This is a genomic window from Bacillus jepli (genome assembly GCF_047238305.1).
Taxonomy (GTDB): domain Bacteria; phylum Bacillota; class Bacilli; order Bacillales; family Bacillaceae_L; genus Ferdinandcohnia.
In genome coordinates, this window is sequence record NZ_JBDFMO010000001.1 from 2,199,206 (window position 1) to 2,220,891 (window position 21,686).

General features: G+C 37.2%; 24 protein-coding genes, 1 pseudogene and 2 riboswitches. Of the genes and pseudogenes, 22 read left to right on the forward strand and 3 right to left on the reverse strand.

The window, feature by feature from the left end:
* Nucleotides 1–4 precede the first annotated feature (4 nt).
* Nucleotides 5–715, reverse strand: a complete 711-nt coding sequence (locus tag ABC371_RS11170; protein ID WP_412896881.1) for an EAL domain-containing protein — start codon at nucleotides 713–715, stop codon at nucleotides 5–7.
* A gap of 90 nt (nucleotides 716–805) precedes the next feature.
* A riboswitch (cyclic di-GMP riboswitch) is annotated at nucleotides 806–890 on the reverse strand.
* Nucleotides 891–1,160: 270 nt separating this feature from the next.
* Here ABC371_RS11170 and ABC371_RS11175 point away from each other — a divergent pair.
* The gene (locus tag ABC371_RS11175) at nucleotides 1,161–1,331 is read left to right on the forward strand and encodes a hypothetical protein (RefSeq protein ID WP_412896882.1); all 171 of its coding nucleotides are present in this window, start codon (nucleotides 1,161–1,163) and stop codon (nucleotides 1,329–1,331) included.
* A gap of 146 nt (nucleotides 1,332–1,477) precedes the next feature.
* Nucleotides 1,478–1,594, forward strand: a pseudogene (locus ABC371_RS11180) (sporulation histidine kinase inhibitor Sda); the annotation flags it as partial.
* Nucleotides 1,595–1,742: 148 nt separating this feature from the next.
* Here the strand turns inward: ABC371_RS11180 and ABC371_RS11185 are convergent.
* The gene (locus ABC371_RS11185) at nucleotides 1,743–2,009 is read right to left on the reverse strand and encodes a hypothetical protein (RefSeq protein ID WP_412896883.1); all 267 of its coding nucleotides are present in this window, start codon (nucleotides 2,007–2,009) and stop codon (nucleotides 1,743–1,745) included.
* Nucleotides 2,010–2,088: 79 nt separating this feature from the next.
* Here ABC371_RS11185 and ABC371_RS11190 point away from each other — a divergent pair, with 79 nt between their 5' ends.
* The 5 genes from ABC371_RS11190 to ABC371_RS11210 all read left to right on the forward strand — a co-directional run bounded on the left by ABC371_RS11190 (nucleotide 2,089) and on the right by ABC371_RS11210 (nucleotide 4,584).
* Entirely contained in the window at nucleotides 2,089–2,337 is a 249-nt protein-coding gene (locus tag ABC371_RS11190; protein WP_412896884.1) for a hypothetical protein, read from the forward strand.
* 59 nt (nucleotides 2,338–2,396) lie between these two features.
* A complete protein-coding gene (locus tag ABC371_RS11195; protein WP_412896885.1) occupies nucleotides 2,397–2,555 on the forward strand; it encodes a hypothetical protein in 159 nt (52 codons plus the stop codon).
* Nucleotides 2,552–2,821 carry a hypothetical protein gene (locus tag ABC371_RS11200; RefSeq protein WP_412896886.1) on the forward strand — a complete coding sequence of 90 codons (270 nt, stop codon included), beginning with the start codon at nucleotides 2,552–2,554 and terminating at the stop codon, nucleotides 2,819–2,821. The genes ABC371_RS11195 and ABC371_RS11200 overlap by 4 nt, the downstream gene beginning before the upstream one ends.
* A gap of 2 nt (nucleotides 2,822–2,823) precedes the next feature.
* Nucleotides 2,824–3,078 (forward strand): hypothetical protein, encoded by a 255-nt coding sequence (locus tag ABC371_RS11205; protein ID WP_412896887.1) that lies wholly within the window; start codon nucleotides 2,824–2,826, stop codon nucleotides 3,076–3,078.
* A 306-nt stretch (nucleotides 3,079–3,384) separates the two neighbouring features.
* Entirely contained in the window at nucleotides 3,385–4,584 is a 1,200-nt protein-coding gene (locus ABC371_RS11210; RefSeq protein WP_412895298.1) for an IS256 family transposase, read from the forward strand.
* A 311-nt stretch (nucleotides 4,585–4,895) separates the two neighbouring features.
* Here the strand turns inward: ABC371_RS11210 and ABC371_RS11215 are convergent, their stop codons facing one another.
* Nucleotides 4,896–5,690 carry an IclR family transcriptional regulator gene (locus ABC371_RS11215; protein WP_412896888.1) on the reverse strand — a complete coding sequence of 265 codons (795 nt, stop codon included), beginning with the start codon at nucleotides 5,688–5,690 and terminating at the stop codon, nucleotides 4,896–4,898.
* A gap of 271 nt (nucleotides 5,691–5,961) precedes the next feature.
* Between ABC371_RS11215 and ABC371_RS11220 the strand changes: the two genes are divergently transcribed.
* The 15 genes from ABC371_RS11220 to ABC371_RS11290 all read left to right on the forward strand — a co-directional run bounded on the left by ABC371_RS11220 (nucleotide 5,962) and on the right by ABC371_RS11290 (nucleotide 21,623).
* Nucleotides 5,962–7,044, forward strand: coding sequence for an NADH:flavin oxidoreductase/NADH oxidase (locus ABC371_RS11220; protein ID WP_412896889.1), 1,083 nt, complete (start codon nucleotides 5,962–5,964; stop codon nucleotides 7,042–7,044).
* Between the two features lie 401 nt (nucleotides 7,045–7,445).
* On the forward strand, nucleotides 7,446–8,444 hold the full coding sequence (locus ABC371_RS11225) for a VOC family protein (protein WP_412896890.1): 999 nt from the start codon (nucleotides 7,446–7,448) through the stop codon (nucleotides 8,442–8,444).
* Between the two features lie 42 nt (nucleotides 8,445–8,486).
* On the forward strand, nucleotides 8,487–9,503 hold the full coding sequence (locus tag ABC371_RS11230; protein ID WP_412896891.1) for an amidohydrolase family protein: 1,017 nt from the start codon (nucleotides 8,487–8,489) through the stop codon (nucleotides 9,501–9,503).
* Between the two features lie 22 nt (nucleotides 9,504–9,525).
* Nucleotides 9,526–10,551, forward strand: a complete 1,026-nt coding sequence (locus tag ABC371_RS11235; protein ID WP_412896892.1) for a TRAP transporter substrate-binding protein — start codon at nucleotides 9,526–9,528, stop codon at nucleotides 10,549–10,551.
* 82 nt (nucleotides 10,552–10,633) lie between these two features.
* Entirely contained in the window at nucleotides 10,634–11,422 is a 789-nt protein-coding gene (locus tag ABC371_RS11240) for an SDR family NAD(P)-dependent oxidoreductase (RefSeq protein ID WP_412896893.1), read from the forward strand.
* Between the two features lie 12 nt (nucleotides 11,423–11,434).
* A complete protein-coding gene (locus ABC371_RS11245) occupies nucleotides 11,435–11,926 on the forward strand; it encodes a TRAP transporter small permease (protein WP_412896894.1) in 492 nt (163 codons plus the stop codon).
* Nucleotides 11,923–13,197, forward strand: a complete 1,275-nt coding sequence (locus ABC371_RS11250) for a TRAP transporter large permease (RefSeq protein WP_412896895.1) — start codon at nucleotides 11,923–11,925, stop codon at nucleotides 13,195–13,197. Before ABC371_RS11245 ends, ABC371_RS11250 begins: the two co-directional genes overlap by 4 nt.
* Nucleotides 13,198–13,215: 18 nt before the next feature.
* Nucleotides 13,216–13,995, forward strand: coding sequence for an SDR family NAD(P)-dependent oxidoreductase (locus tag ABC371_RS11255; protein WP_412896896.1), 780 nt, complete (start codon nucleotides 13,216–13,218; stop codon nucleotides 13,993–13,995).
* Nucleotides 13,996–14,161: 166 nt separating this feature from the next.
* On the forward strand, nucleotides 14,162–15,010 hold the full coding sequence (locus ABC371_RS11260) for a DUF72 domain-containing protein (protein ID WP_412896897.1): 849 nt from the start codon (nucleotides 14,162–14,164) through the stop codon (nucleotides 15,008–15,010).
* 34 nt (nucleotides 15,011–15,044) lie between these two features.
* Nucleotides 15,045–16,448, forward strand: a complete 1,404-nt coding sequence (locus tag ABC371_RS11265; protein WP_412896898.1) for a bifunctional metallophosphatase/5'-nucleotidase — start codon at nucleotides 15,045–15,047, stop codon at nucleotides 16,446–16,448.
* A gap of 109 nt (nucleotides 16,449–16,557) precedes the next feature.
* A complete protein-coding gene (locus tag ABC371_RS11270) occupies nucleotides 16,558–16,860 on the forward strand; it encodes a YunC family protein (RefSeq protein ID WP_412896899.1) in 303 nt (100 codons plus the stop codon).
* A 105-nt stretch (nucleotides 16,861–16,965) separates the two neighbouring features.
* A complete protein-coding gene (gene yunB / locus ABC371_RS11275; protein ID WP_412896900.1) occupies nucleotides 16,966–17,724 on the forward strand; it encodes a sporulation protein YunB in 759 nt (252 codons plus the stop codon).
* A 92-nt stretch (nucleotides 17,725–17,816) separates the two neighbouring features.
* A riboswitch (Lysine riboswitch) is annotated at nucleotides 17,817–18,000 on the forward strand.
* A gap of 136 nt (nucleotides 18,001–18,136) precedes the next feature.
* On the forward strand, nucleotides 18,137–19,720 hold the full coding sequence (locus ABC371_RS11280) for a Na+/H+ antiporter NhaC family protein (RefSeq protein WP_412896901.1): 1,584 nt from the start codon (nucleotides 18,137–18,139) through the stop codon (nucleotides 19,718–19,720).
* Nucleotides 19,721–19,968: 248 nt separating this feature from the next.
* Nucleotides 19,969–21,510 (forward strand): sodium-dependent transporter, encoded by a 1,542-nt coding sequence (locus ABC371_RS11285; protein WP_412896902.1) that lies wholly within the window; start codon nucleotides 19,969–19,971, stop codon nucleotides 21,508–21,510.
* Nucleotides 21,507–21,623, forward strand: coding sequence for a MetS family NSS transporter small subunit (locus tag ABC371_RS11290; protein WP_116352958.1), 117 nt, complete (start codon nucleotides 21,507–21,509; stop codon nucleotides 21,621–21,623). The genes ABC371_RS11285 and ABC371_RS11290 overlap by 4 nt, the downstream gene beginning before the upstream one ends.
* Nucleotides 21,624–21,686 lie beyond the last annotated feature (63 nt).

The following is a 21,686-nucleotide window of genomic DNA, read 5'->3' on the forward strand; positions in this document are numbered from 1 at the left end:
TCATTTAAACAACTTGAATGGCTTTAGGTCTTCCTAAAATAAAGCCTTGACCATATTTAACACCAATAGCTTTTGCAATTGCTAAATCCATTTCAGTTTCAAGTCCTTCAAGTACTAAATTAATATTATGATTATTAGTGTAATGAAGAATTGTCTTGATTAATTCCTGTTTTTTAGGTTCCCTATACAAGTTGTTAGAAAAATATTTATCTAACTTAATAAAATCCGGATCAAGCTCAATTATGGATTTGAGATTGGAATTTCCTTTTCCGACATCATCAATTGCAAAGAGTATTCCCTCTGATTTTAATTTTGAAATACTCTCTTTTAAACTAGAATAATCAGTAATTGTTTCCATTTCACTAATTTCAAAGATGACTTGTTGACTAAAGTAGTTGTTATCGGTAATAATTTTCTTTATAAAGGGTAGGAAATTTGTATTTGTAAGGGTAGATGGAAATACATTTAAAAACAAATATCCGTCCTTTTTTGAAAATCCTGCCGAATGGTAGGTAAATGCAGCTTTATGAATAGACCGCGAATCTAATTCATAGAGCTGTTTTTCTTTTTTTGCAAGGTTAAAAGTTTCTTCGGGATTTACATAATCTGAGGTTCTAAGGAGTCCTTCAAATCCTATCCTTGTCCATGTATGAATATCAATAATAGGCTGGAAAAAGTGTGAAAATAATTCATTTTGAATCAAATCACTAATCATTTTTAGTAATCACCCCTTTCATTCTAATTTTCTGAATAAAAAAAGATGACTACACCGAAATAAAACGGGAGTCATCTTTTCTCCGCTAATTTCGGTAACTCGACTACCATAGCAAGATTGCTTTAGGTTCGTAGCTTTGCGTCCTTATCTTTCGATAAGTTTGCCTTTATCGTATAGCATATTCAAATGTAATCCTTTTTCCATATTCTAGAATAAGACAAAAATCGAAAAATTTCAACATAAATAGACAAATAGATTAGTAATGAATAAAGAAAAAGTCGTTTTATGTCGAATGTTGTGTATTTTTATTATGAAACATTCGTGTTTCTGTCACATTTGTAAAAAGGTTTGTCCCTTAGCTTATTGAATACTTTTAAGTAAGGGGATGTTAATATGATTATTAATACAGAAATTAAAGAATTAACCGCAATTCAGGAATTTAGCAATGGTAAATTTGACAGTAGCAGAGATTACAAATGGTCAGTTTGATGTGTTTGTATTGCCAACGCAGTGGGGACATCAAGAAGTAAGGGTTACAAAATCGGGTAACAAAGAAGAAATTGTAACTGAAGCATTGAAGGAATTTGAGGAATTGAATAAAGTTAAATTATCATGAAAAAAGGCCCTGTCTCTTAGCTGAGGTAGGGCTTTCTCATATTAGAATTGGTTTTGGGTCCAGGACTCATTCTAAATGCTGGATAAATATCGGTAATTAGTGTATATTTATTCCTGTCGTGATTTTATTGAAAGGAGAAATATCCAGTGAGGCGTCTTACAGATCAACTATTAATTGAAGCATATGATCAAGCCAATAAATTAAAGTTGAATAATGAATTCATTTCCCTTTTGAAGACTGAGATGCAAAGAAGGAACCTTAACGATAATAACCATCACGAAACTCCATTGTACTCTTCAAAATACACCTCAAGATTAACTACATAAAAGAATACAATCTCGGACTCTTGCATTGAAATCATACTATAATAAATGGATTAAAAAAGCCTTATCTCTTATTGTGATAGGGCTTTTAAAACGGCAAATCATCCTTCGGTGGTATTCTCCTTATCTGCCTCGTTAATTCCGTTATATCCTTATTTCCTTCATAAAGAACCTTCTTTATTAATGTTTCCCTATATCCAGTTTGTTTGATTATGTCCTGTATGTACTGATAGGCGATGATGGCCACAGTAAGATCAGGGTTATTTTTATATTCCCTTGGATTGATATCAAAAGCCCCACCACTTCGAAGTTTGCTCCCCTCGATGTCTAAAAACACATCTATATTTACTTTCATAATAATCTTCCTTTTTTTCTAAAAATCATATCATAAAACGGTCATACGAGTCATACCCTGTACAAAGGGGGTGGGACAATTGAGTAGTAATAGGAGTAAAAATAAAGTAGTAAAATCAGTGTCTTTTAATATCACAAATGAAGAAGATGTAAAGTTTTTAGAACACATTGGCGAAACGAATTTTAGCGGCTATGTTAAAGACCTTATAAGAGAAGATGTTAGGCGCCGTAACCAACCATTGAAAATCGTAAAAAAGACAGAGAGAGGGGGAGTTAAAATTGATTTAAGGGGTAGTAATACCCCTCCCTCCTCTCGGGCTCTCGTGTAACACTGTAACACGGTTGACGTTGTCAATTGACACTACTTTTTCAAAAGGAGAGAAAAGAGATGGGAGTAGAGGAGTTAATTGAAAAGCTAATGGAGTATTCAGCGAATAGCATGAAATTGTTTCAAGAAGATAAAATAAGCCACGAAGAAATGGAGAGAAGGGTAGCGAGTGTGCACTTGCAGTTGATGGAGTTTAACAAGGCTGGTGTCGGTGTATGATAGAAGGGAAGGGACTAGGTAGTAAGAAAATTAACCGTGTGAACTTGTCTCTGTCGAATAGTTATAACAAAAAATTGAATCGACTGGCTACAGCTTGCAATATGAAGCCTACGACATTAGCAGCTCGATTAGTTGAGTTGAGCCTGGACAATAATAAGCTTGTCTCACAGTTGCAGGATGAGTATTGCACACATCATGCTTATCGAGTCATACCGGTAAAAAAATATGGCAGTAATGATATCGAATACTTGCTTCAGGGGGACTGATCATGAGCTGGATGTATTTTGTATCAGGTGGCATTTCCTTTATGTTTGCTTATTTCTTATTTACTGGAGAAAGAGAAAATGACGCAGATGATTCAGAAGAAAATGATGATATAGAGGTGAATGATCATAAAACAAGAAGAGTTGAATTATCATGCCAAACATGCCGGAAATTAAAATGGCATAGAGAGATTGAAACGTACTTATTTGAATGCATGAAATGTAAAAGAAGAGTCGATTTAAGAAAGAAAGTGTCTTGAAAAAAAGAGCCTATCAAATTGATAAGCTCATGATGAATAGTGATACCATTAATGATACCGTTTTTTAATAAAAACATAAAAAAGTAATGAAAAATTGATTGCACATATATTCATAAACCTTGATTTTATGCACTTATACGTTTATCATTCGTTTATACATAGTCGAGATGGAAGGTTCAATCGGATAATAAATCAAAGAAACTCGTTTGAGAGACGGTGCGGAAAAAGTTGTGTAAATAGGTTTCAAATCAATCCTCCTTGGCAAGAATTAGGATAAATAATTTTTGCCAAGGAGGTTTTTTCTACATGAAATTACCAAAGGAATTAATCAGAGAAATTGTAAAGGAACAAAAATTCACTAGTACCAATCAAATCATGGAAACGATCAAAGAAATGTTTTCCGATGTATTGGAGGAAGTGCTCCAATGTGAAATTGATGAGCAACTGGGTTATGAAAAGCATCAACGTCGAAATGATGGACCTAATAATTATCGAAATGGTTCAACAAAACGGAAACTAAAAACACAATTTGGTGAAGTTGAAGTAAATGTTCCTAGAGACAGAAATGGCTCGTATGAGCCGCAAATTTTGGACAAATACCAAAGAAATGTGGACGGACTAGAAGAAAAGATTCTTTCCCTTTACGCTCATGGTATGTCTACAAGGGATATCAAGGAACAAGTCAAGGATCTCTATAATATTGAGATTTCCTCAGAGCTAGTTAGTAAGATTAGTGAAAAGATTATGCCACAAGTAAATGAGTGGCAGAGCCGTCCACTTGAAGCCTATTATCCTTTTATTTTTATGGATGCCATTCATTATAAAATTCGGGATAATCACCAAATTGTCTCGAAGGCAGCTTATGTTGTTTTGGGAATTAACAATGAAGGATATAAGGAAATATTGGGTATTTGGGTTGGTGGAAATGAAAGTAGTAAGTTTTGGTTAGGTGTGTTGAACGATTTGAAAACGAGAGGCGTTAAAACAGTTAATCTTTTCTGCGTAGATGGGCTTACAGGGTTTAGAGAGGCCATTCAAGCTGTGTATCCTTTCGCTAGTATTCAACGTTGTATCATTCACCAGATTCGTTCAAGTACAAAATACGTTTCTTATAAACATTTAAAAGAATTTGTCGCTGACTTAAAATTAATCTATACTTCCATCAACGAGGAATCGGGAATGGAAAGGCTCATAGAATTTAAAGAAAAATGGGGTAAAGAGTATCCATCTGCCGTAAAATCATGGGAAGAAAATTGGGATATTTTAGCTACCTTCTTTGCATATCCTCCAGAAATTAGGAGAATAATATATACTACGAATATTATCGAAGGACTACATCGTCAATTTAGGAAAGTGACAAAAACAAAGTCTATTTTTCCTAATGATGATAGTTTAAGAAAGATGCTTTATTTAGCATCTCAAAACATTACCAAAAAATGGACGATGCGTTACCGTAATTGGGACATGATCTTGAGCCAGCTTGAGATATTGAACCAAACATCATAATTGGGGACTCTGTCCCCAAACCCCTGAAGTTTAACGCATTTGTTTTCCCTAAAACGGACAAAAATAACGGACAGATCAAGTCCGTCCGTTTTAGTGTAAAAACCATAAAACCGCTCAGGTTGCACTTCTGCATTGCCCTATCCTGTTTTATGGTAAAAGGCAATTATAGTATTGCCAGGTTATATTTTTTCATACCTATTATTTCTTGCCTTGCGAAGATTGTTGAATATTACTTACACAAGATTTTACGCAGACCCGTTTGAGATCATCTCAAACGAGTTTTTTTAGGCTCTATAATATGTGTAGCCCTTTTATCTGACTTCCAGAAATCTCTTATCATACCCTAATCTTTCAGAAGCTTCATTTCCAGCGTTCATCACTTTTTTAGCGATATCCGGCACCTTATAATCTGGTATACGCTGAAGAGGACCTACTATATTTATGGCGGAAATAACTTTTCCTGTAAAATCACGTATAGGTGCTGACACGGATCTTGTTCCTTCAGTTAATTCCTCAGTACTAATCGCATACCCTCTTTCTCGGACTAATTCTAGTTCCCTTCGCAATTCATCGGGATCTGTAATACTTTTACTTGTATAAGCATGCAACCCTCTTTCGATTGCCTTTTCCACAAGATTTTCTTCACCAAAAGCAAGGAGTACTTTGCCAGAGCTCGTACAATATGCAGGGTTTTTCCTTCCAAGGTGGGTAAGTATTCGAACCGGATGGCTACATTCTTCCTTATGAATATAAATGGTATCCAAACCATCTAGAATCGATAAATGTGCTGTTTCTCCGGTGTCATGTACTAATTTATGTAGTAGGGGGGCAGCTTCTTTATGGATTTCCAGGTGATTTGTAACAATGCCACCTAGTGTCAAAACAGATAATCCAAGCTTATACTTTCCAGTCCTTTTCTCTTTTACTACAAAACCTTCATGAGCTAGAGTAGTAAGTAAACGGCTTACCGTACTTTTTGCCAGACCGAGAGATTCTGAGAGCTCACTCACACTTTGTGTTGGTTCAAATGTAGAAAAACTTTTAAGAATTCGTAATGCATTACTGACGGATGAGAGAATTTGTGGATTATTGTTATTCTTTGACATTTCCATTCCCCTTTCGTTCGTAGTTCCATATAAAGGAACATATTCATTTACGCTTCTTACAGCATTTGTCCAAAAATAATAGTATCTTCTAAAAATTCTATCATTTTTATTCAGTTGTGTACACGAAAAGATAACGTATACAAATAAAGTTGTTATGTGTTCCACATAGAGGGACTCAGCACTTTTGTTTATGTTTTTTCACTCATATAATGGGAATTAGTTTTGAGACTATTAAGAATAATTGTGAAATATAAGGAGGAGAATATCAATCATGGATACCAGAGTAGGAAAATCAGGAAATCAATTAATGAGCCCATTTATTTGTAAAGGTTTAGAGCTGAGAAACCGCGTTGTAATATCACCACTTTGTCAATATTCGGCAGTTGATGGAATGCCTAATGACTGGCACTATGTACATTATACCTCAAGGGCAATAGGGGGAGCGGGACTTATTATTATTGAAATTACAGGCGTCGAACCAGATGCTAGAATTACAGAGGATGGACTAGGTCTTTGGTCTGACCAGCATGCTGCAGCATTTAAGAGAATTGTGGATAGCTGCCATCAATATGGTTCTAAGATTGGAATTCAAATTGCACATGCGGGACGAAAATCAGAATATCTCCCTGTACCTGTATCTTCAACAGAAAAGCCGTTCGATCCTACTTTTAATCGACCAAAAATGCTCACAACAGATGAAATTAAAGAAATCGTTGAAAGCTTTCGTTTAGCTGCAAGACGTGCTGTAAAAGCTGGTTTTGATACGATTGAAATTCAAGGTGCACATGGTTATTTAATTCAACAATTTCATTCACCATATATCAACGATCGTACGGATGAGTATGGACAAGATTTGACTAAATTTGGTGTAGAAGTAATTAAAGCTGTCAAAAGTGAAATGCCAGTTGATATGCCATTAATTATGCGTGTGTCGGCCAAGGAGTATGTCGCCGGTGGATATGATGTCGATTACATGAAACAAGTTTGTAAGCAATATGAGAAAGCTGGAGTTGACATGTTTCATATTAGTTCTGGAGGCGAAGCTTCTTATGAAGAATCTGGAATGACACCTCGAGGTAACCCTGAATCAAAACAAGGGTATCAAGTGCCATTTGCAAAATCCTTTAAGCAATCCTTTGATATACCGATTATTGCTGTTGGGAGAATAGAAGACCCTCGATTTGCCAATTCGTTAATTGAGAACAATGATGCTGATCTTGTTGCGATTGGAAGAGCGATGTTAAAAAATCCATATTGGCCGCTTAGTGCAGCAGCAGAACTGGAACAACCCATTCCTACGCCAAGACAATATGAAGCCGCATTTGAATTTAAGGTTTCCTATGCTCCGCAGTAAGAGGAAGAAATGAGACAAGTAAAAAACTTTATAAAAATACCGGATAATGGGAACGGGTTCGGTTACAAGCAAAATGCTTTATACTGATGCTCGTTCTTTTTTTTAGCAACAATATAATAAACTTTTAAAGTGGAAAAAAGGAACTCAGCTCTTTTAAATTTTTATAATTTTTTTAATCTTGTTCCACATAGAGGAATCTAGCGCTTTTGTTTGCATTATTGACTACCTATAATAGAAACTAGTTCAGAAATATAATCTTGTAAACAAGTAGAAAATCCCATATTTTTTTACAATGAATTATCCGAATAATGGAAATTAACTAATTTTTCATACAGATATGTAAGCGATTTCTATTATTGGATGACTCATTCAATAACAAAAGAAATTGGAGGTAAATGAAAATGACATTATCAAATGCAAAACAAAAAGAGGTAGAACTTACAGAACTAGATTTGAAATTATCGAATGTTGCACACATTGGTCATGCGTCAATCAATGTGACTAATCTTGAAAGATCTACATGGTTTTTTACTGAGGTTCTTGGACTTCATGTTTCTGCAGAGGAAAAAGATAAGGTTTATCTAAGAGCATGGCAGGATTGGGACCATCACACATTGGTTCTCAATAAGTCCGAAACATCCGGACTGGACCATTTTGGCTGGCGAGTTAACTCAGAAAAGTCGCTTTATGCATTCGAAAAATCGTTAAAAGAATCAGCTACAGACTATGAGTGGATTGAAGGTGGAACTGAACTAGGACAGGGTGATGCTATTAAATTCTACAGTCCATCTGGTATTCCTGTTGAGCTTTATTGGGAGATGGAGAAGTACTCAAACCCACTGACTGCTTCCAAATTGCCAAGTCATCCAATGAAATACACTGGAAAAGGTGCAGCACCTCGCCGCTTTGACCATGTGAATGTGATGGTGAATGATGTTGCAAAAGAGCAGGAATGGTGGACAAATTTTCTAGGAATCCATCATCGTTACTATATCCAAAATGAAGTCGATGTTCGTCTTGGCTCATGGCTAAGTAAAACAAATATTGCACATGAAATTGCCCTTATGCGCAACAGTAATCAATCAGGGGCACTTCTTCATCACGTAGCTTATTTCTTGGATTCCCCAGATGAATTGCTGCGTGCACTGAATATCATGGCTGAAAATGACATCAAAATCGAGTGGGGACCAGGAAAACATGGTACAAGTGGTGCACAATTCCTTTATGCTTTTGAACCTTCAGGAAACCGAGTTGAACTGTGGACAGGTGGAATGCTTATTTTCGCACCAGACTGGGAGCCAATTGAATGGCAATCAGGAACGGGACAGTTTGGGCTTGATATGTGGGGCAGCACACCACCAAAAAGCTACTTAACTTATGGTACGGAAATAAAAAAATAGATAGATGGTTCATTAGATTTTAAGAAAGGAGGGATTTTAGCTTTGGCAAAAAAGTTACGAATTGATTTTCATACACACATCATTTCTGAAGATTTTCCAGACCTGGCAGCAAAGTATGAAGATGACCGATTTCCAACCTTTGAAAAGACATGCAGTTGTGGTGCAGAAATTAAGATACAGGGCAAAACATTTAGAAAAATTACAGACCAGACATGGGATCCTGAAAAGCGAATAGAAGACATGGATAAGGAGGGTGTTGATATTCAGGTACTGTCACCCATTCCAGTTACTTTCACCTATTGGTCGGATTCACAAGCAGGATTGGAGCTTGCCCAGTCACAAAATAATTTTATCGCTTCTGTAGTAAAGAAATACCCGGATCGATTTATTGGAATGGGCACAGTCCCACTTCAAGATATTCATCAGGCGATAGGCGAGATGGAGAGGGCTGTTTATGAGCTTGGGCTTAAAGGAATTCAAATAGGATCCAATGTGAACGGACTGAATCTAGATGACGATTCCCTGTACCTTTTTTTTGAGGCGGCAGCAGAAATGGGTATTCCACTTTTTGTCCACCCATGGGCAACGCTTGGACGAGAAAGGTTGCAACGTTTCAATTCAATGTATACAGTCGGAATGCCATCGGAAACAGCACTAGCAGCAGGAAGCATTATTATGAGCGGAATGCTGGACAAGTTGCCAAATCTAAAAATTTGTTTTGCGCATGGTGGAGGCTCGCTGCCTTATATCCTTCCTAGAATGGATAAAGGCTGGGAAGTGTGGCCTGATACTCGGAATACAGAAAAACCACCAAGTTACTATGCGAAAAAACTGTATTATGATTCACTCGTTTACGATCCGGATAATTTGAAATTTATGATTGAACGTTTTGGAACAAAGCAAATTATTGCCGGATCTGATTATCCATTCCTTCTTCGCGAAAAGCCGGTGGGAAAGGTTATAGACAGCCTTGGGGAGATTTCAGAAGAGGATGCAAAATGTATGCTAGGACAAAATGCATTGGATTTTCTTGGATTGAATGAATTCGTTAAATCTTGATCGTAAAAACGGGGGGAAAATTATGAAAAAGTTTAAATTAGTGTTTGTGCTTGTTGTGATGACAGCTGTTCTTTTCTTGAGTGCATGTGGTGACAGTGGTGAGAAGAAAACAAGTGGTAGTGAGAGCAGTGAGGAGGGGAAAACATATGACTTTAAAATGACATATGTAACCCAAACTGGTCACAACTGGCATAAATTTGGAGAGAAATTTAAAGAAGAATTAAATACGAGATCGGATGGAAGAATGAAGCTGGAACTTTATCCTGCTGCTCAATTAGGACCTGAAGCGGATATGGTACAGCAGATGGCTAGTGGCTCACTTGATTTTGCAGTACTTACAGTACCGTATCTAAGTACTCGGATTCCTGAATTTGATGCATGGAATCTACCGTTCTTATTTGATGATTTGGAAGCTGGTGTCGCAGCCACAGAAACAGAACCTGCACAGGAAATGCTTGGATTACTTGATAAACAGGGACTTAAAGGATTGGGTTATTTGCATGCGGGAACTCACAATCTACTTCTCAAAGAGGAACCAGTTAAAACATTGAAAGATGTAAATGGGAAGAAATTGCGTTTTACAGGTGGAGCTTCTGTATTAGATTTTTGGAAAGGACTTGGATCAAGCCCAATCGCGATGGGGTTGCCTGAAGTATATAATGCCCTGCAGACAGGTGTAATTGACGGTATTTCCATTGATAAAAATGCATTATTATCTGAAAAATACTATGAAATTGCGAAAGACTATGTATTGACAAGGCATATGATTTTTGGCGGTGTGGTAGCTACTAGTCTTACAAATTATGATAATATGCCTGAGGCTGATCGTAAAATTGTTGATGAAGCATTTGCTGCGGCTCAAAAGTGGGGTACAGAACAACTACTTATTAATGATGTTGAGGACCAAAAGAAACTAGAAGACCTCATCAATATTTATGAACTAGATAACCGTGATGAATTCATTGAAGAGGCGAAAAAAGTACATGAGGAGTACGCCGGTAAAAACGAATTAATTAAAGAATTTATTGATGCAGTGAAGAACAAATAATTTATACAGGGGTTGTCTTAATACAGAGATGTATGCTGATGAAGACAACCTCTCTTTGATATCTATATGGAGGGTTATTGCCATGATAGGAAAATTAGCAGGGAAGAATGCGTTAATAACCGGTGCTTGTAGTGGGATTGGGCTGGCAGATGCTATCGAATTTGTAAAAGAAAAAGTAGACACTATTATTATGGTTAGCAATGATCATGAAAGATTAGTAGAAGCAAAAGGGATTGTAAAACAATACGGAAATACTGAAATCATTACGTATCATTTTGATATATCTAATGAGAATGATTGGAAATGGTTTATTGACGAGGTAAGCCAAAAAATAAACAAACTGGATGTTTTGGTTAATAATGCGGGTGTGAACAAACGAGATACAATTCAGGACTGTACCCTAGAAGACTGGAATCGTATTATTGCCGTTAATCAAACGGGTGTATTTCTTGGAATGAAATATTGCCTGCCTTTACTAATAAAATCAGGAAAAGCTTCTATTATTAATATGTCTTCAATAGTTGGCCTGACTGGTTATTTTGCAGTAGCCTATACAGCTTCAAAATGGGCTGTCAGGGGAATGACAAAATCAGCTGCTGCGGAATTTGGCAAATTTGGGATTCGTGTAAATTCTGTTCATCCGGGTTTTATTAGTACACCTTTAAATAAAACCATTCAGGATCTAATCGAAGTATCAAATGATATGAATCCATTGGGAAGAGCCGGGGAACCTACTGAGATTGCAAAGGCAGTGACGTTCCTTGCTTCAGATGATGCTTCCTATATGACAGGCTCTGAAGTGATACTTGATGGAGGCCTAACCTCCGGGGGCCAGTTTAAGCCAATTGCGAATCAATTCAATATTTACTAAGGGGGGATGATAGTGAAAGCAATAAGTGATGGTATTTTTAAAGTGGAAAAAATAGTGGTGATTATTTTAATACCGGTCATGTTGCTTGCAATGGTATTTGATATCTTTTTCCGTTATTTTGTTCAATCTCCATTGGTTTGGGCACAGGAGCTTACACTTTATACATTTGTTTGGTGTAGTTTTATTGGTGCAAGCATGAGTGTTAAATCGAAAGAGGCTGTTGCAGTAACCCTTTTCGTTGACAAAATTAATGCTAAATTACGAAATGTCCTTATTATAGCAGGTTTGATTATCTCTGCTGTTTTTTGTGTTTTTGTATTCTCTTTATCAATTAACTGGATTACAAATCCAAGTATTCTATTACAAAAATCCATTACCACACAAACTCCAATGATTTTTATGTATATATGCATTCCAGTAAGTCTGCTCTTTATGTCCATCCATTTTGTCAATTGGTTTCTTGAATCAATAAAGTGTAGCCGAGAAGGGAAGGTGATTGAATGACGCTGACAATGCTGATATTTGCGATTGTGCTTCTTATAAGAGTCCCAATAGCAATTGTTTTAGGTATTGCGGGCCTTGTACTGTTATTTGTAAGCGGGAACGGTGATATGCTTATCAACTCACCGCAACGTTTATTTTCCTCTCTGGAAAGCTATAGTTTACTAGCCATACCTTTATTTATGCTAGCGGGTGAAATCATGAATACGGGTGGTATAACGAGTCGTTTGGTCAATTTTGCACAAAAATTCGTTGGCCATTTTAGAGGCGGTCTGGCATATGTAAACATTGTAGCGAATACCTTTTTAGCTTCCATTATTGGTTCAGCTGCAGCGCAAATTGCAATGATGACGAAGATTATGGTTCCTGCAATGGAAAAGGAAGGATATAAGCGTGAATTTGGGGCAGCTACGACAGCAGCAGCGGGAATGCTCGGACCCATTATTCCGCCAAGCATGCTATTTATTATTTATGGTGCAACTGCAGGTACATCTATTGGAGATATGTTTCTAGCAGGAATTATCCCCGGAATTCTGTTATCTTTATCATTTATTATTTTGGTTGCTTATCTCGGATATAAACAAAGCTTTCCTTCAAAACCTAAAGCTTCGTGGGGAGAAAGAGGAAAGTCCCTTTTTAAGATTATACCGGCATTATTAGTTCCAGGGATATTGATTTGGGGAATTGTAACTGGTGTTTTTACTCCAACGGAATCAGCGGGAATTGCATGTGTAATTGCATTGGTTGTCGGCTTATTTATTTATAGAGAACTAGATTTTAAAAAACTCCCGGGTATTATGGTAAATACAGCGATTTCCACATCAATTGTAACTTTGCTCATTGCGATGGCAAATATTTTTGGCTGGGCAATGACATTTGAACGGGTTCCTCAGGCAATTGCAGAATGGATGACAACCATTTCGGACAATCCTTTTGTCTTCTTAATTCTTGTGAATGTCTTATTTTTGATGTTAGGCATGCTCGTTGAGGGGATTGCCTTAATAATTATTCTAACTCCTATTTTCGTTCCGATTTTACCAGCTTTTAATATTGATCCAATCCAATTTGGAGTCATTATTTGTTTGAATGTTGTAATCGGTATTCTGACACCGCCGGTTGGATCTGGTTTATTTTTAGCAACATCCTTAGGAAAGGTTTCGATTGAATCATTTGTAAAGGCTGTTTTGCCATTTGTTCTAGTATCTATCATTGTATTGTTGCTAGTTACGTTTATTCCTGAGATTACAATGTGGATTCCATCACTATCGAAATAAACGAGGGAGGTTGTCTGTATGAATTTATATGGTAAAACAGCAGTAGTAACTGGCTCAGCGAAAGGAATCGGAAAAGCGATTGCAGAAAAGTTGGCTAGTCACAACGCAAATATTGCTGTGGTCGATATAGATGAGGAAAATAGTATAGCTACTGCTTCTGAGCTTATGAAGCTTGGCGTGAAGGCAATTCCATATATAAGGGACTTAGGACAGGTACGCGAAGTTAAGTCTTTGTATGCTTCCATTATCGATGATTTTGGTTCGCTTGATATCGTGGTAAATGCAGCAGGTATTATCAAAGTGAATAAGTTCCTAGAAGTTGAACCGGATGACTGGGATGCCGTGATGAATTTAAATGCGAAATCGCTATTTTTCAGTATGCAGGAAGCGGCAAGAAATATGATTGCGCTCGGAAATGGTGGGCGAATTATAAATATTTCCTCCATTACTGGCAAATCTAGCCGACCTGATTACCCGGTATATGCAGCATCCAAAGCTATAGTTATAAGCGTTACGCGCTCTGCAGCGGGTGCATTAGCAAAACATAATATTAACGTAAATGCTGTATGCCCAGGGTTTGTGCACACCACAATGTGGGATCAAATTGATGATCACTATGTTGAAAATTTTGGACGACCAAGAGGAGAAGTCATTGAAAAAATGCTCAGTAATATCCCATTAAATAGATCAGGGGAGTTACATGAAATCGCATCAATGGTAGCTTATCTGTCTTCATCTGAAGCCGGATATATAACGGGTCAGGCAATAAATGTTGACGGCGGTGCAGTAATGTATTAAGAGTATTAGTTGATGTAAAGCTAGAAATACGCCATGCGGGAAAAATGCATGGTGTATTTTTATTTTGTGTGTATGGATAAAATCGCGATGTATTAAAAAAATTCATCCAAGTGTTAAAATAAAGAATATAATTGCTGAACATTTAAAAACGTAATGAGGTGAACCAATGATCTACATCGGTGTAACGGGTTGGGGGGACCATGATAGTCTATATGCTGCTGGAACTTCGCCAAGAGATAAACTAAAGGAATATGCTGGTCATTTTCCAATTGTCGAAGTGGATGCATCTTTCTACGCCATACAGCCAAAACGGAACGTGGAAAAATGGGTGAGTGACACACCGGAGTCCTTTCAATTTATCGTTAAAGCTTATCAAGGGATGACAGGACATCAGCGTGGCGAAATTCCATTTACATCAAAAAAGGAAATGTTTGATGCTTTTATTTTATCGCTTGAACCGTATCAAAAAGCAAACAAGCTTGCCATGGTTTTATTTCAATTTCCACCGTGGTATGATTGTAAACGTGAAAATGTGGACTACCTACGGTGGTGTAAGCAACAAATGGGAGATATCCCGGTTGCCCTTGAATTTCGCCATCAATCATGGTTTTCCCCACAACTAAAAGATCAAACCTTATTATTCATGGAACAAGAAGGGTGGATCCATAGTATCTGTGATGAACCACAGGCTGGCTCTGGTTCAATTCCAATGGTCCTTCACCCAACAAATCAACAGAAAACACTAGTACGTTTCCATGGTCGTAATGTTCATGGATGGACTAAGCCAAACGAAGGCAATTGGCGTGATGTCAGGTACTTATATAAGTATAATAAGAAAGAGCTAGAAGAATGGGTTGACCACATTCAAAAGATTAACAAAGGTAGTGAAACCATCTATGTGTTATTTAATAATAACTCAGGTGGAGATGCTGCTGACAATGCCAAACAGTTTATTGATATGCTCGGAATCGAATACCGAGGCCTTGCCCCACGGCAATTAGACTTTTTTAGTTAAATGTAACTAAGATTTGTATAGGAGGTGAAGGGGATTGATTGAAACAGTACATATTTATCATACAAACGATCTCCATAGCCATTTTGATCGTTGGCCGAAAATCACAAAATATATAACGGAAATGAGACAGCTTCACCAACAAAACAATGAAGAAATGTTATTAATTGATATTGGAGACCATATCGACCGCTTTCACCCCATTTCAGAAGCGTCCTATGGAAAAACGAATGTTAAGCTTTTAAACCAGCTACAATACGATTATGCAACAATTGGCAACAATGAGGGAATTACGATGTCATATGAACATCTCGATTCTTTATACGATGAAGCTGAATTTAAAGTATTGCTTGCAAATCTTTTTGACAAAAATGGAAAGCTCCCAAACTGGGCTTGTCCCTATGATATTTACGTCTTGCCAAGTGGTTTTAAAATTGGAATGATTGGTTTAACGGTCCATTATATTGGATTATATAAGCTACTTGGCTGGAATATTAAAGACGCACTTGTTGTTTTAAGGGAAACACTTGCTGAACTAAAAGATCAAACAGATATGATTCTGTTATTGTCCCATTTAGGGATTAATGAAGATGAACAAATAGCGAGAGACTTCCCAGAAGTTGACGTTCTCCTTGGTGGGCATACCCATCACCTTTTAGAAAACGGAAAGCGAATTAACAATACACTGCTTTGCTGTGCCCAAAAATATGGGAATTACATCGGTCATGTCACACTTCACATTGATACAGAACAAAAAAAGCTTATTGAAAGTACAGCAAATGTAATTCCAACAAAATCCCTTCTAGAGAGCAAAGAAACAAATGACATCCTTTCACACTATTTATTGGAAAGTACTAAACTGTTAAAAGATGATGTGATCGCGGTCATTGATGAACCATTAATAAGTGATTGGTTTGCAGAAACATCATTTTCTAGACTTTTAGCCGAAGTCCTCCGTGAATGGTGTGATGGAGACCTATCAATGGTTAATGCGGGGCTATTACTTGATTCGCTTCCAGCCGGAAAAGTAACAAGAGAAGACCTGCATCGAATCTGCCCACATCCAATCAATCCATGTAAGGTATGGGTAATGGGTGATGAACTAAAGGAAATCATTTTGCAGGCCAACACAAAAGAAATGGAAAACCTCAGAATTAAAGGTCTTGGCTTTCGTGGAAAGGTTATGGGCAAAATGGTGTATGACGGAGTTGAGCTCAAAACCACGAAGCTTTCAGATGGAGCTGACCATATCACTACTATTAAAATTAATGGTGAAGACCTTGATCCGGATAAAACGTATTCTGTCGCCACCATTGATATGTATACGTTCGGATTGCTTTTTCCAGTCATCCGGGATGCAAAGGATAAAAAATATTATATGCCAGAGTTCTTGCGAGACCTTTTAGCGGAAAAAATAAAAACAATAGGTAAAGGGGTCTAAGATTCCTAGCCAAAAGAAGTACAGTAAAGATAGGTCTAGTCAAGCACCTATTTCTAACACAATTCTCTTTCCCTGCACATAAATTAGTATGGAAAGGAGTGTGCTAGGAATGGTCTCAATGACACCAATCATAATTGATAATCATCAATTTACAGCCATTACCGTTAAACTACCTAAGACGAATTTTATGGCAGTCACAAATGAAAATGGCTACATTATGTGTGGTGCCCTCGACGTTGCATTATTGAATGAAAAACTTAAAGATCGAGGCATTATTGCTGGTAGGGCAGTTGGTGTTCGTACAATCGAGCAATTACTGGATGCCCCTCTTGAATCTATCACATACGAAGCCGAGCAAAGAGGCATTACAATAGGAATGAAAGGCAAAGACGCCTTATTAAAGATGGTTTAACATTCAATACCTCAAAAAAGGTATTCTATATAAAAAAGAGAATAAAATAAGTATCGTACATCCCCCCTTACCTGCATACATATAGCATGTAAGGGGGGATTTCTTTTGGCAAAATTCAGACGTCGCATACATCCAAGAAGGAAAGGGCCCTTGCCTTTTCGTTACGTCTTTTTAATAACCATTGTCTTTTTTATCTTCTCGACGTTTCTCGGATTATTTATTATTAATAAAGCGATTGAGCCTGCGCTTATGGCATATGCTGAAAATGAAACAAAAAAGGTAGCTGCTTCGGTTATCAAAAATGCGATAAATCAACAATTAAATGAGGAAGAATTAGTTCAAGAGGACTTAAGTATTGTCCAAACAGATGAAACGGGGAAAGTAATTAGTTACAATACTCAGGTTGTTAATAAAATGGCGACAGAGACCCTAGGAAATATTGAAAAATACTTAAAGTATGTAAATCAAGGAGACATTCATAAACTGGAATACCCTAATTTAGAACTTGAAAAAGATGATGCAACAGGGCAAACGGGATTTGTTTTTAAAGTACCGATAGGAGAAGCAACAAACAATGCCATCTTAGGTAATTTGGGTCCGGAAATTCCGATTCGATTCCATATGGTTGGTTTTGGAGAAACAACGCCACAAGGAAGAATTGATGAGTGGGGAATTAATAATGGATGGTTTCAATACAATGTTTTAGCCACTGTGACCATGCAGGTTATTTTACCATTTTCAACAGGCGAGGTTGAAATTGAAACCATTGTTCCTGTGATCAATCAAAATATCTTGCACGATGTTCCAGAATTCTATAACAATGGCAGTGATTCTTCACCTTCAATCGAAATTCCAACGGATTAACAAAAAATACTATATTAGAATAATTGATTTATAGAGTGTAATGTTTTATACTACAGAAGGAAATCAAAAATGAATATACCACCTTATCGGATCGATGAGGTAGAGGTGCGGAATTTATGAGTAAACTATGTGAGGATGACAACGTGGATCATAGTTGAAAGGGTTTTTCGCCGAAGCAAAAATGAACTCGTCAACGTTATTTTTGTTGGGGTTGCCTTGAAAAAGGGTAACACTGTCATTATAGAGTCGGATCTATAATGGAGGGCTACTGATCGTGATGGAGGATAACATAACATTACTAGAGGGTAATGATAGTTATTTTCTATCATTACTCTCTTTTTATTTGAAAAAAGAACCTCTTTCACCACGTACGAACAGCCCTCTGTGAATTATCAATTTTGGAGGATCTATTATGTCTGGAACTATTTATTCAATTATCCCACCAATCATTGCTCTTCTTATGGTTGTCTTAACACGGAAAGTTTTACTCTCACTTGGAGTCGGAATTGTGTCGGCTTCAGTCGTTTTACACGGAAAAGTATTACTTAATGAAGGAATCGGCGCTTGGCTACAAGACATCGTTTACACCATTTGGAATAGCTTTAAAGCGGTCTTTGTTTCAGAAGGCGCACTCAATACCTGGAATGTCTATATTATCTTATTTTTATTCCTATTAGGCATTATTACTGCCTTTATTTCAATCTCTGGAGGAAGCCGTGCATTTGGAGAATGGGCTCAAACAAAGGTTAAAACAAGAACAGGTGCACAGCTGTTAGCTGCTGTTTTAGGGATTGTTATTTTTATTGATGATTATTTTAATGCGTTGGCTGTTGGACAAGTGAGTAGGCCAATTACAGATCGGAACAAGGTTTCTCGTGCAAAACTAGCCTATATTATCGATTCAACGTCTGCACCAATATGTGTTGTTTCACCGATTTCAAGCTGGGGTGCTTATATTATTGCGATCATTGCACCAATCCTAGTAACTCATGGGATATCTGAGGTTTCACCATTATCTGCTTTTATACAAATCATTCCCATGAATTTATATGTAATATCAGCTATGTTAATGGTCTTTGCGGTTGCAGTATTTAATATTAATATTGGAAGTATGAAGGTTCATGAAAATCGAGCAATGACTACTGGAGAGGTGATCGATCCCAAAAAGCCAGTACTTGGAGAATTAAAACAAGAATTGCCTCAAAGTGAAAAGGGTTCTGTAGGAGATTTAGTTTGGCCAATTATGGCATTAGTAATCGGTACTGTCGGTTCCTTATTTTGGACAGGCTATAAAGCTTCAGAAGGCAATGTAACGATTTTTTCAATTTTAGAAAACACAGATGTTACAGGGTCTTTATTAAATGGCGGTCTGATTGGAATTATTATCACTCTACTTTTATTCCTTGTTCAAGTCTATGCAAAAAAAGCAATTAGTGTAAGTCTTCTCCCTAAGGGGATCATTGAAGGAATTAAATCAATGCTTCCAGCTGTCTATATTTTATTATTTGCATGGGTGATTGTGGACTTAATTGGGCAGATTGAAACAGGTAAATATTTAGCCGGCCTTGTTGAAAAGTCTAATATCAATATTTCCTTTTTACCTGTCATTCTATTTGTTGTAGCAGGTATCATGGCATTTGCTACAGGAACTTCTTGGGGAACCTTCGGAATGATGCTCCCAATCGCAGGAGATATCGTAGCAGCGTCAGATATCAATTTAATGCTTCCGGCTCTTGCTGCAGTATTAGCTGGTTCTGTATTTGGTGACCATTGTTCGCCAATTTCGGATACAACCATTCTTTCATCAACAGGTGCAGGCAGTCATCTTATTGATCATGTGATGACCCAACTTCCATACGCTATCACTTCTGCCATTTTCGCAGCAATTGGATATGTCGTATTAGGTCTAACGGGTAATGCTTTATTAGGATTGCTTACGACTGTCGTATTATTTGTTATCTTTGTCATTACAATAATGAACAGGAAAAAGGCATAAAATACTATTCGAATTTTGCTTTGTAAAATTAAATAATATGTATGAGACAAGGGAAAAAGAACCTTTGTCTCTTTTTTATGAAAAATAATTTGAATGTTAAAATAACTTTTGACACAGGATTAAAGACTGGCTATACTAATAGATAGATTATAGAAAATAATCTGAATATATAAAAATTTCCAACTTCGGTCTAGTGCTAAAGGGCTACCACGGTAATAGACTAAAGTGGAAAAGGGGAGGTTTGTTTTATGGATAATCGTCCACTGTGGGGGACGCGGGCAGGCTTCGTATTAGCAGCTATTGGTTCTGCGGTTGGCCTGGGTAATATATGGAGATTTCCATATGTTGCTTATGAAAATGGAGGAGGTGCTTTCTTTCTTCCATACTTATTTGCCATTTTAACAGCAGGAATACCAATCCTAATTCTCGAATTTACAATTGGACAAAAATTTAGAGGATCAGCCCCTTTGTCATTTTTCCGTTTAAATAAGAAGATGGAATGGCTCGGTTGGTGGCAAGTATTCATATCCTTTGTCATTGCAACCTATTATGCTGTCATTATCGCATGGGCAATATCCTATACATTCTTCTCGTTTAATAAAGCTTGGGGTGAGGATACAGGAGGATTCCTATTCTCTAAATACTTGCATTTAGCGGAAACACCTGGAGATGTCGGTGCTCCAGTTCTTGGAGTTTTTGGACCATTGGTTGTTGTTTGGGCGATTACCCTATTTATTCTATTTAAAGGTGTTAAAAAAGGAATTGAAAAGGCGAATAAAATCTTTATTCCAACATTATTGGTGATCTTTACAATCATTGTAATTCGTGCTGTAACACTAGAAGGAGCAAGTGCAGGTTTAAATGCATTCTTCCAACCTAACTGGGATGCCATAATGGATGGGAAAGTTTGGGTTGCCGCATACGGGCATATTTTCTTTAGTTTATCAATTGGTTTTGCAATTATGATTACTTATGCAAGTTATTTACCTAAGAAGTCCGATGTAGTGAACAACGCTTTTATTACTGGTTTTGCAAACTCAGGTTTTGAATTATTAGCGGGTATTGGTGTATTTGCGGCTCTAGGTTTCATGGCAGCACAGTCTGGGGTACCTGTAGATAAAGTGGCAACCGCAGGTGTTGGTTTAGCATTTGCAGTCTTCCCACAAATTATTAACCAAATGCCATTTGGCGAGTTTTTCGGAGCTTTATTCTTTTTATCATTAGTATTTGCCGGATTAACATCCCTTTTTTCAATCTGTGAGGTATTCATTGCCGCAGTTCAAGACAAATTTAAAATTAGTCGTAATAAATCTGTGCTATACGGTGCTGGTTTAGCATCCCTTATTTCGATCCTGTATTCAACAAATGGGGGCTTATACTTCCTAGATGTTGTTGACTACTTTATCAACCAATTCGGTATTGCAGTTGCAGGATTAGTTGAAGTTATTCTAATTGCATGGGTATTCAGGCAAATGAATCCATTGCAAGCGCATGCGAATGCCGTTTCAGATATCCGTGCAGGTGGTTGGTGGAAGTTCTGTCTTGGAATCGTAACACCTGTTGTATTAGGTTATATGATGTTTGACTTATTCAAGCAAAATATCCTCCAACAATTTGAGACGGACTCTGGAAACTATGAAGGGTATGTAACTTCATTCATCCTCTTCCCAGGTGTTTTTATTGCTGTTGGAATAATTATACTCGGAATAATCGTATCACTCAAAAAATGGAGTCGTGCCACATTAGAGGAAAATTATTCTTCTAGTAGCGACAAGGGGGTAGGACTATGACCGGTGGAGCAATTGCAATGATGATTATTGGAATGGTTATTCTTTGGGGAGGTCTTGCAGCAAGTATCGCATACGCTGGAATAAAGGCGAAACAAGCAAAGCAAGCGGAATAGATTATAAAGAGGGGTCAAAATAGAACGGAGAAAAGGCTGTGGTATTATTTGTACCGCAGCCTT

Bases quoted from the DNA above. Each gene is read 5' to 3' on its own strand.
- ABC371_RS11170 (WP_412896881.1), bottom strand. From the start codon at position 715: ATGATTAGTGATTTGATTCAAAATGAATTATTTTCACACTTTTTCCAG.
- ABC371_RS11175 (WP_412896882.1), top strand. From the start codon at position 1,161: ATGGTAAATTTGACAGTAGCAGAGATTACAAATGGTCAGTTTGATGTG.
- ABC371_RS11185 (WP_412896883.1), bottom strand. From the start codon at position 2,009: ATGAAAGTAAATATAGATGTGTTTTTAGACATCGAGGGGAGCAAACTT.
- ABC371_RS11195 (WP_412896885.1), top strand. From the start codon at position 2,397: ATGGGAGTAGAGGAGTTAATTGAAAAGCTAATGGAGTATTCAGCGAAT.
- ABC371_RS11200 (WP_412896886.1), top strand. From the start codon at position 2,552: ATGATAGAAGGGAAGGGACTAGGTAGTAAGAAAATTAACCGTGTGAAC.
- ABC371_RS11205 (WP_412896887.1), top strand. From the start codon at position 2,824: ATGAGCTGGATGTATTTTGTATCAGGTGGCATTTCCTTTATGTTTGCT.
- ABC371_RS11210 (WP_412895298.1), top strand. From the start codon at position 3,385: ATGAAATTACCAAAGGAATTAATCAGAGAAATTGTAAAGGAACAAAAA.
- ABC371_RS11215 (WP_412896888.1), bottom strand. From the start codon at position 5,690: ATGTCAAAGAATAACAATAATCCACAAATTCTCTCATCCGTCAGTAAT.
- ABC371_RS11220 (WP_412896889.1), top strand. From the start codon at position 5,962: ATGGATACCAGAGTAGGAAAATCAGGAAATCAATTAATGAGCCCATTT.
- ABC371_RS11225 (WP_412896890.1), top strand. From the start codon at position 7,446: ATGACATTATCAAATGCAAAACAAAAAGAGGTAGAACTTACAGAACTA.
- ABC371_RS11235 (WP_412896892.1), top strand. From the start codon at position 9,526: ATGAAAAAGTTTAAATTAGTGTTTGTGCTTGTTGTGATGACAGCTGTT.
- ABC371_RS11240 (WP_412896893.1), top strand. From the start codon at position 10,634: ATGATAGGAAAATTAGCAGGGAAGAATGCGTTAATAACCGGTGCTTGT.
- ABC371_RS11250 (WP_412896895.1), top strand. From the start codon at position 11,923: ATGACGCTGACAATGCTGATATTTGCGATTGTGCTTCTTATAAGAGTC.
- ABC371_RS11255 (WP_412896896.1), top strand. From the start codon at position 13,216: ATGAATTTATATGGTAAAACAGCAGTAGTAACTGGCTCAGCGAAAGGA.
- ABC371_RS11260 (WP_412896897.1), top strand. From the start codon at position 14,162: ATGATCTACATCGGTGTAACGGGTTGGGGGGACCATGATAGTCTATAT.
- ABC371_RS11270 (WP_412896899.1), top strand. From the start codon at position 16,558: ATGGTCTCAATGACACCAATCATAATTGATAATCATCAATTTACAGCC.
- ABC371_RS11280 (WP_412896901.1), top strand. From the start codon at position 18,137: ATGTCTGGAACTATTTATTCAATTATCCCACCAATCATTGCTCTTCTT.
- ABC371_RS11285 (WP_412896902.1), top strand. From the start codon at position 19,969: ATGGATAATCGTCCACTGTGGGGGACGCGGGCAGGCTTCGTATTAGCA.
- ABC371_RS11290 (WP_116352958.1), top strand. From the start codon at position 21,507: ATGACCGGTGGAGCAATTGCAATGATGATTATTGGAATGGTTATTCTT.